The organism is Parendozoicomonas verongulae (genome assembly GCF_009711465.1).
Lineage (GTDB): Bacteria > Pseudomonadota > Gammaproteobacteria > Pseudomonadales > Endozoicomonadaceae > Sansalvadorimonas > Sansalvadorimonas verongulae.
This window is the reverse complement of sequence record NZ_SMME01000783.1, coordinates 1-14,629: the sequence shown is the minus strand read 5'-3', so window position 1 is coordinate 14,629 and position 14,629 is coordinate 1. Positions and strand designations below refer to the sequence as shown.

Annotated in this window: 12 protein-coding genes; 9 read left to right on the top strand and 3 right to left on the bottom strand. The window is 50.0% G+C overall.

Features of this window, described 5'->3' with window-relative positions:
- Positions 1-191: 191 nt before the first annotated feature.
- Entirely contained in the window at positions 192-1,517 is a 1,326-nt protein-coding gene (locus tag E1189_RS06955; protein ID WP_155159309.1) for a serine hydrolase domain-containing protein, read from the top strand.
- 51 nt (positions 1,518-1,568) lie between these two features.
- Here E1189_RS06955 and E1189_RS06950 read toward each other — a convergent pair whose 3' ends face one another.
- The gene (locus tag E1189_RS06950) at positions 1,569-2,801 is read right to left on the bottom strand and encodes a saccharopine dehydrogenase family protein (RefSeq protein WP_155159308.1); all 1,233 of its coding nucleotides are present in this window, start codon (positions 2,799-2,801) and stop codon (positions 1,569-1,571) included.
- A gap of 170 nt (positions 2,802-2,971) precedes the next feature.
- On the opposite strand from E1189_RS06950, the gene pyrC reads away from it, so the two are divergent.
- The 6 genes from pyrC to yaaA all read left to right on the top strand — a co-directional run bounded on the left by pyrC (position 2,972) and on the right by yaaA (position 10,291).
- Positions 2,972-4,009, top strand: coding sequence for a dihydroorotase (gene pyrC / locus E1189_RS06945; RefSeq protein ID WP_329601930.1), 1,038 nt, complete (start codon positions 2,972-2,974; stop codon positions 4,007-4,009).
- A gap of 51 nt (positions 4,010-4,060) precedes the next feature.
- The gene (gene rnt / locus E1189_RS06940) at positions 4,061-4,663 is read left to right on the top strand and encodes a ribonuclease T (RefSeq protein ID WP_155159310.1); all 603 of its coding nucleotides are present in this window, start codon (positions 4,061-4,063) and stop codon (positions 4,661-4,663) included.
- A 443-nt stretch (positions 4,664-5,106) separates the two neighbouring features.
- On the top strand, positions 5,107-6,423 hold the full coding sequence (locus E1189_RS06935; protein WP_155159306.1) for a Na+/H+ antiporter family protein: 1,317 nt from the start codon (positions 5,107-5,109) through the stop codon (positions 6,421-6,423).
- 411 nt (positions 6,424-6,834) lie between these two features.
- Positions 6,835-8,253 carry a PhoH family protein gene (locus E1189_RS06930; RefSeq protein WP_155159305.1) on the top strand — a complete coding sequence of 473 codons (1,419 nt, stop codon included), beginning with the start codon at positions 6,835-6,837 and terminating at the stop codon, positions 8,251-8,253.
- Between the two features lie 135 nt (positions 8,254-8,388).
- The gene (locus E1189_RS06925; protein ID WP_155159304.1) at positions 8,389-9,375 is read left to right on the top strand and encodes a malate dehydrogenase; all 987 of its coding nucleotides are present in this window, start codon (positions 8,389-8,391) and stop codon (positions 9,373-9,375) included.
- Between the two features lie 139 nt (positions 9,376-9,514).
- On the top strand, positions 9,515-10,291 hold the full coding sequence (yaaA, locus tag E1189_RS06920) for a peroxide stress protein YaaA (protein WP_329601928.1): 777 nt from the start codon (positions 9,515-9,517) through the stop codon (positions 10,289-10,291).
- A 44-nt stretch (positions 10,292-10,335) separates the two neighbouring features.
- On the opposite strand, the gene E1189_RS06915 is transcribed toward yaaA, so the two are convergent.
- Entirely contained in the window at positions 10,336-10,941 is a 606-nt protein-coding gene (locus E1189_RS06915) for a trimeric intracellular cation channel family protein (protein WP_155159302.1), read from the bottom strand.
- Positions 10,942-11,146: 205 nt separating this feature from the next.
- Between E1189_RS06915 and folM the strand changes: the two genes are divergently transcribed.
- Positions 11,147-11,863, top strand: a complete 717-nt coding sequence (gene folM, locus E1189_RS06910; RefSeq protein WP_155159301.1) for a dihydromonapterin reductase — start codon at positions 11,147-11,149, stop codon at positions 11,861-11,863.
- A gap of 16 nt (positions 11,864-11,879) precedes the next feature.
- A complete protein-coding gene (gene folE / locus E1189_RS06905) occupies positions 11,880-12,434 on the top strand; it encodes a GTP cyclohydrolase I FolE (RefSeq protein ID WP_155159300.1) in 555 nt (184 codons plus the stop codon).
- A 52-nt stretch (positions 12,435-12,486) separates the two neighbouring features.
- Here the strand turns inward: folE and E1189_RS06900 are convergent, their stop codons facing one another.
- Entirely contained in the window at positions 12,487-14,451 is a 1,965-nt protein-coding gene (locus E1189_RS06900) for a hypothetical protein (protein ID WP_155159299.1), read from the bottom strand.
- Positions 14,452-14,629 lie beyond the last annotated feature (178 nt).

Sequence of the window (14,629 nt, the reverse complement as noted above, 5' to 3'; positions counted from 1 at the left end):
CAGACTATGCGAAAGCAATGGTTTGGGTACTTACCCAAACCATACACGCCCGACACACCACCATAAAATCTACAAGTCAATAGCAAAATACCACTCATTTATACGAATATTCAATGATCTGGCTACAAACAACTACTCACGATTAAAATGCCAAACAAACTTCCTACTAAAAACATAAGGGCTTCCCGAACATGCTTTCAAAATCCTTCTCTAAAGCTGTGCTTTTCACATGCTTAACCGGCCTGACTGCAACAGCTTCTGCTCAAGCATGGCCTCCTGAAGGCCCCCACGAGAATGTCTCTTTTGCCACAAAGCCCTTAACACTGGAGACCAGTTACACATTACGTCAAGGGTTTAGCCCCCATGGCATTTTCCCATCGATGGATAACAATCTTTACTACCACAGATACTGGTCCGAGTTTATCCCTTCTCATGTGGTATACCGTGATGGTCCTGTCAGAGAGCTGGAGTATAAACCCAATAAAAAAGTCGGGCAGGCCAGGGCCACAACCAAGCTGGGGGAGCTTACTCTTGATGAGATGATCAAGCATCCGGATTCACGGGCACAGGGCTTTGTTGTTGTGCATCAGGGCAAGGTTATTTATGAGGCATACCCCGGCATGCGTGAAACGGATATGCACATCTGGATGTCGACAAGCAAAACAATTGCCAGCCTTCTGGTCAGCCAGCTGGAGGAAGAAGGTAAGGTTGATGTCACAAAACCCATCGACAATTATCTCAAAGAATTCAAGGGAACGGATTGGGAAGGAGTTAGAATCATAGACATTCTGGATATGTCTACCGGGCTTGATGGCTCTGAAACCATGCCCAACATGATGAACTTTGAACACCCGGTCAGCCAGTGGCATCGTCTGGTTCTGCAGGGTGGCCAGGAGCTCGCCCCCATGACATCCCGCGATGCTGTTCTGGCCATTAAAAACGATCCCAATACTGAGGCCGGTCAGTTTTTCCAATATTCATCTCCAGCGACTCAGGTTTTAGGGTTTCTGGTAGAGCACGTACTGGATCAGCGCCTGTCTGATATCGTCTCCGAGCGTATCTGGTCGAAAATGGGAGCCGAGGGTGATGCCACACTGGGTCTGAATAATGCGGGTAATGGCGGCATCTTCGCCTTTATGTCCAGCCGCCTCAGGGACAAAGCTCGCTATGGCATGCTTTATACCCCAAGCTGGAAAACAGTGGCAAATGAGCAAATTATCTCTGACTCTGTGATTGAGAAAACCCAGAATGAGTGTCGCCCGGCGATGTTCGAACGCACCAAAAAAGCGGCTATCGAAGCTGGGCAGTGGCACTTCAGTACAGATACTGACGTACTCTGCAATTCACGACAGTGGGATGCTGTCTACAAAGATGGGGATATGTATAAAGCAGGCTCCCACGGTCAGGGGCTGTATGTCTCGCCATCCCGTGACCTTGTAGTTGCCTACTTCTCAACCTCATACCACAACTGGCAGGATTACGCTCGCGCAGTCGCTAAAGCGGTTGATAACAACTAAACGTACCAGCCCCTCAGAGAGACTCTTTTCAGGAGCCTCTCTGAGGCCCTCTTAAGAGACAACCTCAAAGGAAAGCCCGGCATAGCGGGTTAAACGGTCAAACATCCGTTCATCAAAAATGGTGGCAGGCGTCCAGATACCTCCGCCCTTCTCCTCTTTGGAAAGATCCAGCGCCAGACTCAATCCGGCCTGTGCCAGCATCTTGCTGGTTGAGCCATAGCCAGGATCACGATCACCTGTCACCTTAGCACGCAACTCCTGACCGTCGGGGGTACGCCCGATAAACCGCAAATCATAGAAACCTTTTTCCTGAGCCTGGGGAGAAGGGCCCTCACCGGGTTTTGGCAACATGTAGTTTTCCATCAGCCACCGCGTGGGTTTGAACACGATACCCGCCATAAACGCTCCCAGGCTGGCCACCATAGTTATCGATCGCATACGACCTTTAAACTCACGCCCTGTGAGCATGGCTTCTTCATAAAGAAAATCATCTCCATAGGCATTGCCTGACAAAGCGTTGGAACGATGCACAATGCGAGTATTGATAGCCGCCATCACAAAGGGGGCTGACCAGCACTGGAAGTCCTCATCAAACACAGAAGATTTCACATTGCGCTGGCGTGCGGTAAAGGCGTGATTTTCCGGACAAAGAGAATAAGGATTCGCCAGTTCCTTGCGCAGTGCAGGGTTAGCGAGTGCTTCCTTTGTTAAGTTAATAATGCTGGCAATGCTGCCACCAGAGGCTCCACCTTTAGCCGCTTTTACTCGCATTTTCACAGCATTGCAATGAGTACCAAACGCCTCCTGCGCCTGCTTTTGGAGAAAGGCGACCCCCAGATCGGAAGGGATTGAGTCAAACCCGCAACAGTGCACAATACGGGCACCACTCTGTTTGGCCTGATCTTCAAAACGATCCACCATGCGCTTGATCCACTGGGTTTCACCGGTCAGATCACAGTAGTCAGTTCCGCTTTCTACACAGGCTTTTACCAGTGTGGTGCCGTGAAGGGCATAAGGGCCAACAGTGGAAATCACCACCCGGGTTTTACGACACATGGCCTGTATGGCCTGCTCGTCATCGGCATCCGCAATCAGCAGTGGGATATCATCAGCACCGGCTTTAGCACGTACCTGCTCCAGCTTTTCCTCGGAGCGCCCGGCCATGGCCCAGGAGATTTTGTCTTTGGAATGATTGTTACAGTGCTCCACCAGATACTTCACCAGGATCTGTCCGACAAAGCTGGTTGCCCCAAATACAACCAGATCATAATTTGCAGCACTCATTCATCAGCACCTATTTTCATTCTTATTGTAAGTTTTCGTATTTGTACTCTACGTGATGCATGACGTTCGTGCACCACTGAGTTAGTATCACCGCCATAAATAAAGCCCGCCTTTTTTCTTTCGAGACGGGTGTCAGACAATCGCTCGACAAACCCCATACGATAGGATCAATCGCTTTGCAGATCACCCTCACTCGCCCGGACGATTTTCACCTCCATCTCCGTGATGGAGATGCCCTCGCGACTACAGTTCCTGCTACGGCCAACACCTTTGCTCGCGCGATTATCATGCCCAACCTGAAGCCACCGGTGACCACTGCGGCTCAGGCTGCCGAATACAAACAACGTATTCTGGCTCATATTCCACAAGGCTCCAGCTTTGACCCGATGATGACCCTGTATCTCACGGATCAAACCACCCCCGAAATGATTCGCGATGCTAAGGCTGGCGGCGATGTGCGTGCACTCAAGCTCTACCCGGCCGGTGCCACCACCAACTCCGATTCCGGTGTAACCGCTCTGGAGAACATTTATCCTGCACTGGAAGCCATGATTGATGCGGGCCTGCCCCTGTTGGTGCATGGCGAAGTGACTGATACCGACATCGACATTTATGACCGTGAAAAAGTCTTTATTGATCGTTACCTGATAGATCTGGTGAGCCGCTACCCCGAGCTGAAGCTGGTGCTGGAACATATTACTACCAATGATGCCGTGGCCTTTGTGAGTGAAACCGGTGCGAATGTTGGTGCCACCATCACCCCACAGCACCTGCTGTATAATCGCAACCATATGCTGGTTGGTGGCATTCGCCCGCACTTCTACTGCCTGCCGGTTCTCAAGCGTAACGTCCACCAGCTGGCACTGATTCAGGCGGCTACCAGCGGTAACGCCAAGTTCTTCCTGGGTACGGATTCTGCACCGCATGTTCAGGGTATGAAGGAAACATCATGCGGCTGTGCAGGCTGCTACTCTGCCTTCGGTGCCATTGAACTGTACGCAGAAGTGTTTGAAAAAGAAGACGCACTGAACAAACTGGAAGGATTTGCCAGTCACTTTGGTGCAGATTTCTATGATATTCCTCGCAACACAGATACCATTACACTGGTGAAGAAAGAGCAGCCCGTTCCTGAGTCCATTCCGTTTACCGGAAGTCAGGTTGTGCCTCTTAAAGCTGGTGAGCATTTGTTGTGGTCCCGGTCTGTGTAATTTAACTCCGAATAAGGCAATGATGTGAGCCATTCTGATCCGAAAACCCTGATGTCTGAACGTTTCCGGGGCTTTCTACCAGTTGTTATTGATGTTGAAACAGGTGGTTTCAATGCCAAGACTGACGCACTTTTGGAAATCGCCGCCGTAACCATCGGCATGGATGAGCAGGGGTTTGTCTTTCCGGAATCCCGTGAATCCAGTCATGTAATTCCCTTTGATGGTGCCAATATTGAAAAGTCTGCCATCGAGTTCATTGGTATCGACCCGTTTCACCCCTTACGCATTGCCTCCCCGGAAGAAGAGATTCTGGCAACAATTTTCAAAACCGTGCGCAAAGCCCTGAAACGTTACGGCTGCAACCGCGCGGTGCTGGTTGGCCATAACGCCTCTTTTGATCTGAGCTTTTTGAATGCAGCGGTTGAGCGTTGCGATATCAAGCGTAACCCCTTCCACCCGTTTTCCTGCTTTGATACAGCGAGCCTGTCTGGTCTGGCTTACGGCCAGACTGTTCTTGCACGAGCCTGTGATGTGGCCGGTATTCCTTTCGACAAGGAAGAAGCTCACTCCGCCCGTTACGATACTGACCGGACTGCGGAACTGTTCTGCAGCATTGTGAACCGCTGGAAAGAGCTGGGTGGCTGGATCGACTGATTCAGAGGCTCTGCACACAACTCCCTATAAAAGAAAGGCCTCCACAGAATTGTCTGTTGAGGCCTTTGTCGTGTTTCAGCGGTGTACACATTTCGTACAAATACGCACTATTGCATCATGGTAGAAAAGCTGTATTTTGATAAAGGCCTTTAGCCATCATTGATACATCAACTTATGAGTGACACCATGAGATTGCCACCCAGTTCGGTGCCATTGTGTTTTGCACCTCTACAACTCTCCTCCTCTCTGTCAGCCGCCTGCGCTCTGTCTGCCCTTCTGCACGCCTCTCATCTGCATCATCACCTGCACCATTGATTGTCCTCGTCTTTCCTGACGAAAACCTGTCGGATTTACGGAACTGAGCCATAGTTTGTTCTATGCGGGCTGTTTTCAGTTTTTTTACCCCGACACAACGCTTATAAAAATACGCAGGTTACTTTTTCATGAATGCAGTTGTTCTTGCTGTTCTTGTTATGCTCGCCTTAAGTCTGGCGCGTATGAATGTTGTTCTGGCACTCATTATTGGGGCGTTAGCGGGCGGTTCTATCAGCCACCTGGGGTTAGGTGGAAGCCTGAACGCTTTCGCCAATGGCATTGGTAACGGAGCCAGTATCGCATTGAGTTATGCCCTGCTGGGGGCTTTTGCCATGGGAATTTCGAAATCCGGTATCCCCAACTTTCTGGCTGGCAAGGTTGTCACAGCGGTTCAAAACTCCCATCACACACAAACGAAGGCACGGTTCTTTATTCTGCTGTCGATTATTCTGATGGCTGTGTCTTCCCAAAACCTGATTCCTGTACACATTGCCTTTATCCCGATTCTTATCCCTCCTCTGCTGCGGGTATTCAATAAGCTGAAGCTTGACCGTCGCCTGATTGCCTGTTGCCTGACCTTCGGCCTGACGGCCACGTACATGCTTCTACCTGTAGGTTTCGGCAATATCTATCTCACAGAAGTGCTGGCCCGTAACCTCCACGACAATGGTCTGTCTATCAGCACAGCCTTGATGCCCCACGCGATGATGATTCCGGTAGCTGGCATGTTCCTTGGCCTGTTGGTTGCCATCTTCTGGACCTACCGCAAACCCTGTCTTTATCGCGAGATTCAAAGTGATGTTGAACAAAAGCAGGAAGACGCTCCTTCTACGGCCAGAATTTTAGGAACTGTAGCAGCGATCGTTATCACCCTGATTGTTCAGCTGTACAGCGACTCCATGGTGCTGGGAGCACTGGCGGGCTGTATGACCCTGATGGTGACGGGTGTCATTCACTGGAACGACGCTAACGATACTTACATCCAGGGTATCAAGATGATGGCCTACTGCGGATTTATCATGATTGCCGCAGCTGGCTTTGCAGAGGTGATGCGGGAGTCTGGTGCGGTGACTGAGCTGGTTGGGTCTATTGGTGGCTTGCTCATGGCTAACAAGGCCGTAGGCGTTCTTATGATGCTGCTTGTGGGCCTGCTGATCACCATGGGAATTGGATCATCCTTCTCCACTGTGCCAGTGATTGCCACACTCTATGTGCCGCTGGGTATGGAAATGGGGCTGTCTGCTCTGGCGATTGCCGCTCTGGTGGGTACGGCTGGCGCTCTGGGTGATGCGGGATCTCCAGCTTCCGATTCCACCATAGGCCCTACCGCCGGTTTGAATGCTGACGGTCAGCATGACCACATCCGTGGCTCAGTGTTGCCTACCTTCCTGCACTTCAACATCCCACTTATCTTGTTTGGCTGGATGGCTGTGATGGTGCTGTAGAGTTAAGGTTTCAGAGGCTTCTCAGGGACGAGTGCACGGAGCAATAAAAACAGACGGGATTACTTTGACAGGGAATAAAGAGGAGGGAAAACACGAGAGCATATCTCTTAAATATATGAAGTTAATTCCCTCCTCGCAATGTCCCAAAAACTATTTTTCACCAATTGTGAAAAAAAGTAGCAACATGGCATTTCACTACTTGCCATCTTTGATTTCCTCCACTCATAATCAAAACAGGCCTGTCAGTAATATAGCTGTCAGACAGTGCTGGAGGCTCAAGACTTTCGGACAGAGAAAGCACTTGGGCTGGCGGCTCACCCCGCTGTAAGGTGAGCCAAACGTACCATCACCGGTTCCGCTTGATAAGCAAGATACCGGCGCCGGTGACGTTAGAGGGAAGAAGGAGCAGCTATGCATGATGCAGTGACACTGGAACCGGTTAAGTCACACCATCGCACCACATACGTCCTGGACAGCAATGTCCTTATCCATGATCCCAACTCATTATTGAATTTCGAAGAACATCAGGTTGTCATCCCCATCACAGTTCTGGAGGAACTGGACAAACTCAAAAACGGAAAGAAAACAATAGCTGCCGACTGTCGTCAGGCCATCCGCCTGATAGACAGCATTGTTGGTGCCGCCACGCCGGAGGAGATCGAAAACGGTGTGCCCATAACCCGGGGAGACAAAACCCCTCCTGCCGGTTCACTGTCGATACAAATGAACAGTGCACCTTCCAACGTTTCCATGCTTCCGACAGATTTGAATGATAACCGGATCATCAACGACATCTGTCACCTACAACGCCTGCACCCTGAAAATGAATTCGTGCTGGTGACCAAAGATATCAATATGCGCCTCAAAGCCCGTGGTTGTGGCTTGATGGCTGAGGATTATCACAACGACCACCAAATATCCGACGTTAGCCTTTTACCCCGTGGATTCCTGGAGCTGGATGGCAGTCTCTGGGACAGAATCGATAATGTAGAAACCGTGCAACACAACGGCCGCACATTGCACACTATTCCGAAACTGGAGGTATTCGGAAATCCTGGTATCAATGAGTTTATTCTCGACGCTCAGGACTTTGTCGGCCGTGTCGTCAGCAACTATGTTGATGAAAATGGCGATGGCAAACTGGTTCTCGAGCATATGGATCGGGAAAAGCTGTTAAACCGCACAGCCTGGGGGCTTCAGCCTCTGGATATTCATCAGGCACTGGCACTGCACCTGCTTCTGGACCCTGATATTCAGCTCGTGAATCTCAACGGCCCGGCCGGCTCCGGTAAAACGATTCTCGCTCTGGCAGCCGCTATCGAGATGACAGTTGCCGAACAGCAGTACCGCAGAATCATCGCTACCCGCAGTACAAAAGGGCTGGATGAAGACATCGGCTACCTGCCCGGAACCGAGGCTGAGAAGATGGAGCCCTGGCTGGGTGCCATCACCGATAATCTGGAAGCTCTGCACAACGACGATGAAAGCACGCGCAGCAGTGTGGACTATATCCTCGACCGTGTACCTCTGCAGTTCAAATCCCTGAACTACATTCGTGGTCGCAGTTTCCAGCAAAGCCTGATCATCATTGATGAGTGCCAGAACCTGACACCTCATCAGATGAAAACCATCATCACCCGTGCGGGTTACGGCAGTAAGGTGATTTGTCTGGGCAACCTGGCGCAGATTGATACGCCTTACCTGAACCCGGCCAGTTCCGGCCTCACCTACCTGACTCAGCGTTTCCGAGACTTTGAATTCGGTGGCGCGATTCAGCTGGAAGGAGTACCTCGCTCAGCACTGGCTGCCTTTGCCGAAGCAAACCTCTAAACGGTACACCACCTGCCGGATAGTCTGGTGTATACCAGCCTGTCCGGCCCTCTTCTTTTGCAACAGCGTCCCTGACACCACGAGTAGGTCATACTAGATTGAGACCACTCTCATGTATCTCTAAGGGATGGTTCAATGAAGCAACCTGTTCGTATCGCAGTCACCGGTGCCGCTGGCAACATCAGCTATGCCCTGCTGTTCAAAATTGCTGCGGGTGAAATGTTGGGTTCAGACCAGCCGGTTATTCTGCAACTGGTTGAAATCCCGCAAGCGATGGACAGGCTGCACGGTGTAACCATGGAGCTGGAAGATTGTGCCTTCCCATTGCTACACGGGGTGACACTGCACGATAATCCCGACAGTGGTTTCCAGGGTGCCCATTACGCCATACTGCTGGGAGCCCGCCCTCGCTCCAGAGGAATGGAACGTGCCGACCTGCTGGAGGCCAATGCCGCTATTTTCTCAGCCCAGGGCCGGGCACTGAACAAGGTTGCCAACCCTGATGTTAAGGCACTTGTTGTTGGTAACCCCGCTAACACTAACTGCCTGATCCTGTCTCGAAATGCCCCGGATCTCAGCCCCTCCCAGTTCTGTGCCATGACCCGCCTGGATCATGACCGTGCCAGAGGCTTATTAAGTACACAAATCGAAGTGAGCCTTGCCGATATCGACAACATCATCATCTGGGGCAACCACTCGTCAACTATGTACCCAGACCTGCACCACGCCACTATTGCCGGAGATCAGCCTGTGATCTCGATGATTAATGATCAGTGGTACAAAGAAGAGTTCATCCCGCGCATCCAGAAACGAGGATCAGAGATCATTGAAGCCCGCGGCCAGTCCTCTGCTGCTTCTGCCGCACAGGCGGCTCTGGCTCACATGCGAGACTGGGCATTGGGGACCGACGGTAAAATCGTCAGTATGGGAGTGATCTCCGATGGCAGCTACGGCGTAGCAAAGGGTATCTGCTATTCCTTCCCATGTGTTTGTGATTTTGGTGCATACCAGATTGTTCAGGGGCTGGATATCAACGAGTACGGTCAGGAAAAGATGAAAGTGACGGAAGCAGAGTTACTGGAAGAGAAAGCTGCGGTTGAGCATCTATTGCCAACGGAATAGTTTTCAGAAAGAAATACGGCGCCCCTATTCACATCAGGGTATCTGAACTGAGTTTATAAAGGGTCGTTGACTGGAGAATAACCGCCCCAGAGAATACTATGGGCGGGATAACAACTTTACGGACTGTAGGGAGCATCATGTGCTGATCGTCATTTCACCTGCGAAAACCCTGGATTACGAAACGCCCCCGGTTACCGACGTTCATACAACACCGGATTTCCTGGAACATTCTCAGGAGCTGATAGAGCAACTGCGGGATTTAAGCCCGGCCCAGATTGGCAAACTGATGGGCGTGAGCGACAAAATCTCAGGTCTGAACGCTGCCCGTTTTGAAGCCTGGAACATACCGTTCACTCCAGAAAATGCCAAACAGGCTGTTCTGGCGTTTAAAGGGGATGTGTACACCGGTCTTGATGCAGAGTCACTGGATAAAAAAGGTTTCGATTTCGCCCAGAAACACCTGCGTATTCTCAGCGGGCTTTACGGTCTGCTCCGCCCTCTTGATCTGATGCAGGCCTACCGTCTGGAGATGGGGACTAAATTTGCCAACCAGCGCGGCAAAGACCTGTATACCTTCTGGGGTGAGATTATAACGGGCGCCTTGAATGCCGAGCTGGCAGCCCAGAAAGACAACGTGCTAATCAATCTGGCCTCTAACGAATACTTCAAGAGCGTAAAACTCAGGCAGCTGGATGCGGATATTATTACGCCGGTATTCAAAGACCTGAAAAATGGTCAGTACAAGATCATTAGTTTCTACGCGAAGAAGGCTCGGGGTTTGATGACTCGTTATATCATTGATAAGAAAATCACCCAGCCTGCTGATCTGAAGAGCTTTAACTACGGCGGTTATGAGTTCAACGCAGAATTGAGCAATAGCAAGGATTGGGTTTTCACGCGGGATGAAGCGCAGTAACCCTTCGGAACATCGCCTCGCCCACAGGAGCGAGGCGATTTCACTCAGGGGCCACTGACCCGTGGCAGTGAGAAATTGCTGTAAATCGCCAGCAAGCGAAGTCCAAACACTACCGAGGCGCAGCAGATCACAACAAATTCACGGGACAGACCAAAATTCATCGTCAGAACATAAAGCAAACCACCGGCGATGGCCGCTGTCGCATAAATTTCATGTCGCAAGACCATGGGCACACGACCGGCAAACACATCACGAATCAGGCCACCACCAGCACCCGTGAGTACGCCCATAATCACAGCAGGCAAAGGGGAAACGTTGAAGGACAGGGCCTTTTCGACACCAATAACAGTAAACACGCCCAGACCCAAAGCGTCTGTTACCAAAATGACATAACGGGTACTGTGCCACCACCGGCGGCCTAGAATTGTCAGCGCTGTCGCCAGACAAATCACTTCTATATAAGTCGGATCGTTAATCCAGAATACTGGCGTGCTGCCCAAAATCGCATCACGGATTGTGCCACCGCCAACAGCCGTTACAAATGCCAGAACAAGGGCACCAAAAAGGTCGAGTTTGCGCCGTGCAGCAACCATCGCGCCAGTCGCTGCAAAAACAGCCGTTCCCAGCAAATCAAGGAAATAGAGTGTCATTTTGCCATACATTCTAAGTGGCAGGTTTGAGAGTAACCCACCCGTTTTCAATGAGGCGGAATTGTAAGTTATTACCCTGAAAACGGAAGCTATCCGAGGCGTAGTTTACTAGTGAGATATACCTATTTTGGGTGCGTTTACAATTTCATTCTGATTTAATGCCATCACAATAAACCGAACACAGAACAAACAGGGGGGAGAAACCATGAGTGAACAGGTGCAGTCTGTCCTGATTACCGGAGCGTCTCGCCGCATTGGCCTGTTCAATGCACGCAAGTTGATAGAATCAGGCTTCCAGGTGTTAGCGACTTATCGCACATACACTCACGGTGTAAGGGAGCTGGAAGACGCTGGAGCCCAGATGATCCAATGCGATCTCAGCATCAAAGAGAACACTTTCCGCCTGATTAACGAAGTACGCCAGCACACGTCATCCCTCAGAGCAATTATTCACAATGCTTCGGGCTGGCTGGCCGACAGTCAGCATGAGCTCGACACTGAGCCAATGGAAGCTCTGTTCCACGTTCACATGGAAGCTCCCTGGCTGATTAACCGCGGTTTGCGTGACTTACTAAGTAATTCACAGGAAACTGCGGACATTATCCACATGACCGATTACAATGCCCTGCGCGGCAGTGAACACCATGCCGCCTATGCTGCCACAAAGGCCGGTCTTGAAAGCCTGACTCGGTCCTTTGCCCGTTTATATGCCCCCGGAGTCAAGGTCAATGCAATTGCACCTTACCTGATCATCATGAACGAAGACGACCGTGAAATGGCCGCAGAAGATACATTGCGTATTCCTCCTATGGGGCTGGAACCCGGGGAAAGTGTCATCTGGCAAACATTGGAATACGTACTGAACAACCCCTATATCACAGGCACAACCATCCCTGTTGACGGTGGGATGTCCTTAAGTTGAAACGGACCAGAGATCCATGAGCAGAGACCTCAGCGAATACTATAAAGCCATTCTTGAAGGGGTGGGAGAAAACCCTGAACGGGATGGTCTGAAAGACACACCTGCCCGCGCCTCCAAGGCCATGGGCTTCCTGACCAAAGGTTACCACCAGAGTCTGGAAGAGATTGTTAACGGCGCAGTTTTTGAGTCGGATAACGACGAAATGGTTGTGGTTCGGGATATCGAGCTGTATTCCATGTGCGAACATCACATCCTGCCTTTTATCGGCAAGGCCCACGTGGCTTATCTTCCTAATGGCAAGGTGCTGGGCCTGTCCAAGTTTGCCCGTATCGTAGATATGTATGCCCGCCGTCTGCAGATTCAGGAGAATATGACGCTGCAAATTGCTGAAGCGATTGAGCAGGTAACCGGCGCTCGCGGTGTAGCGGTTGTCGTTGAAGCCAAGCATATGTGCATGATGATGCGTGGCGTTGAAAAACAAAACTCGTCCATGACCACTTCTGTCATGCGGGGCGACTTCCGAACCAACCTCCCTACTCGAGAGGAGTTCCTGCGTTATATTGCCCGTTAAACACATCAGGTCAGGCACTGTCACGGTGCCTGCCTCCTCACCAACCTCATATTTAAAACTCGCCACCACCAGAAGAGCGCTGCAATATTCTCACTGTGCGGACAAGATTGGATAGTTCAGTCTGCAGCGCCCTCATGACAGGGTCATATGAATTCCCAAAAGTGTCAGAAAGCAGCAGATCCGTCTGAGAAAAGTGGTCATTTAACCTGTCTTCCCACTGACTATCCAAAGGTGTTCTTGATCGTAAGAACAAGGCTATTTCATTTAAAGACTCCACCAGACTATTTATATAATCCAGCAATACTGTTGAATTAATAAGATCCCAATCCGGTTGAAGGGGATAACGCATCCTCAGTTCTTGCAGTGCACCCTCTTGTTCACTCGCCCAATACTGCATAGTTACATCATCCAATACCCGGCCTTCTCTATCGGATTTCGCAGGTACTGGTTTCATGTACTTATCAATAAAACTGTAAAAGTCCCGGCAGGCTGTTGAAACTGTTGTATCTCTCCTACAGGCTGGCTCACAGAGACTGGAGTACATATCTGACAGCACCCGATAAGTAGAAAAGAGATAAAAGGTGGCCTCAGATAGACTGGCCGGTATAGCCGTGAGCATCAACATGTGACGATAAAATGATCTCAGGGCGGGGAACTTATCCGCCATTTTCAGCATATTGCTATCGTAATAGACTTCATTAAACAGAACGATAGATGGAATAAAGTTATCGCCACTTTCTGTTTTAACAATCCTATGCTCCCAAACTTTCTCCCTCTCCTTTAGAGTTTCTGTCAATCCTTCTTCCGGCCTCGGCAAGGGAATAAAGCCATTTGTTTCGCCCATAAGCAGATCGTTAATAAAAGCTACAATAGAAAGGTATTCATCTTCACTCAGCTGATCTAAAAGTTCGGAGTACTCTTCCTGATAACTTTCTTCATCAGAGTAACTATCGGAATCAAGTTCAATTCTTCGTTGCCAGAGTTTTCCTAAGGCGCTCAAGGATCCCAAACGTTCAGTATAAAAATCTTTCTGTGAGCGTTCAGTATGGCTACTCCCAAGCACGACAGATACCCGCTGTATAAAGTACAACCCAAGCTCAAGGTCCCGGGGGCTATGAAATCGGAATATACGCTCAAAGTTTTCCAGCGAATAGCGAACAAATCTTATATCCTGCTGATAATCAACAAGAATATCTGTGACCTCTTTACCCTGCTGGACCTCCAAGCCTTCCATTTGACTTTCAATCTCCTGAGACATATAACGAATGTAATTGATATACAGAGACGCCATACCCTGAATCACTTTTTTTGAGAGCTTCAAAGCATATCCAGGCTCAGGTTTTTCTTTCATCCCCTTAAATTTTTTTTCAGTTACCTCTCCCAACACGGCATCAATGCTGGTACGCATGACATACAATAGCTCCTGCATAGTGTCACGCCATACTCCCTGAGTTGCGGTAACATCCGTAAAATTCAACTCAACCGTTTTCAATGCCTGTACCAGACGGGTGGCGTACACTACACCATCAGGAACGGCTTCCGGAACAAGTGGTACTACGAGTGAGCGGTGTGACTGCACAGTCTCATTGTCCATAAACGCCAGAAAAGGAGTATCTATAGAGTGATCTATAAACTCTGGTTCCTCAGACCAGGCAGAGAGCACAATCCAACGACACAGGCGATAGGCTACACTTTCCCAGAATTCATTAACTCCCCTGACCCCCATAGCATTTACCCTGTTAAATTCAGCAAGTATCGTGACCAGCTCGGGGTCTGCACTCAGCTTCCAGGGTTTTACCTTTGTGCTTCTATCCAGATAGTTAAACGCAGTTTTTTCTTTACTGTGTTCTGAGGTAACTTGAGCACGCGAGTCACCGGCATAATACTCATGAAGACTCTCTGTACTTTTGGTGCGCCCGTGAAGAGCAGGTTCTATATACTCCCCGATTACATTGACATTAGGGCTATGGCCGAATTTGCTGCAATCAATAGAAGACACGGAGGCAGCCTTTTTCATTCGGCCCCCTGACTCTCCCAGGGGGAACAATCTCCAGCTCCTCTCGAAGTTATCCGGATCAGAAGAATACTCCTCCGCGTAGGGGAATGCCCTGCCATAGCTCACTGGTACCAATATATGGTTAAGACGACCCTCAAGAGAAGAAACACTGGAGCTGAATCTATGTGACAAATGTCCC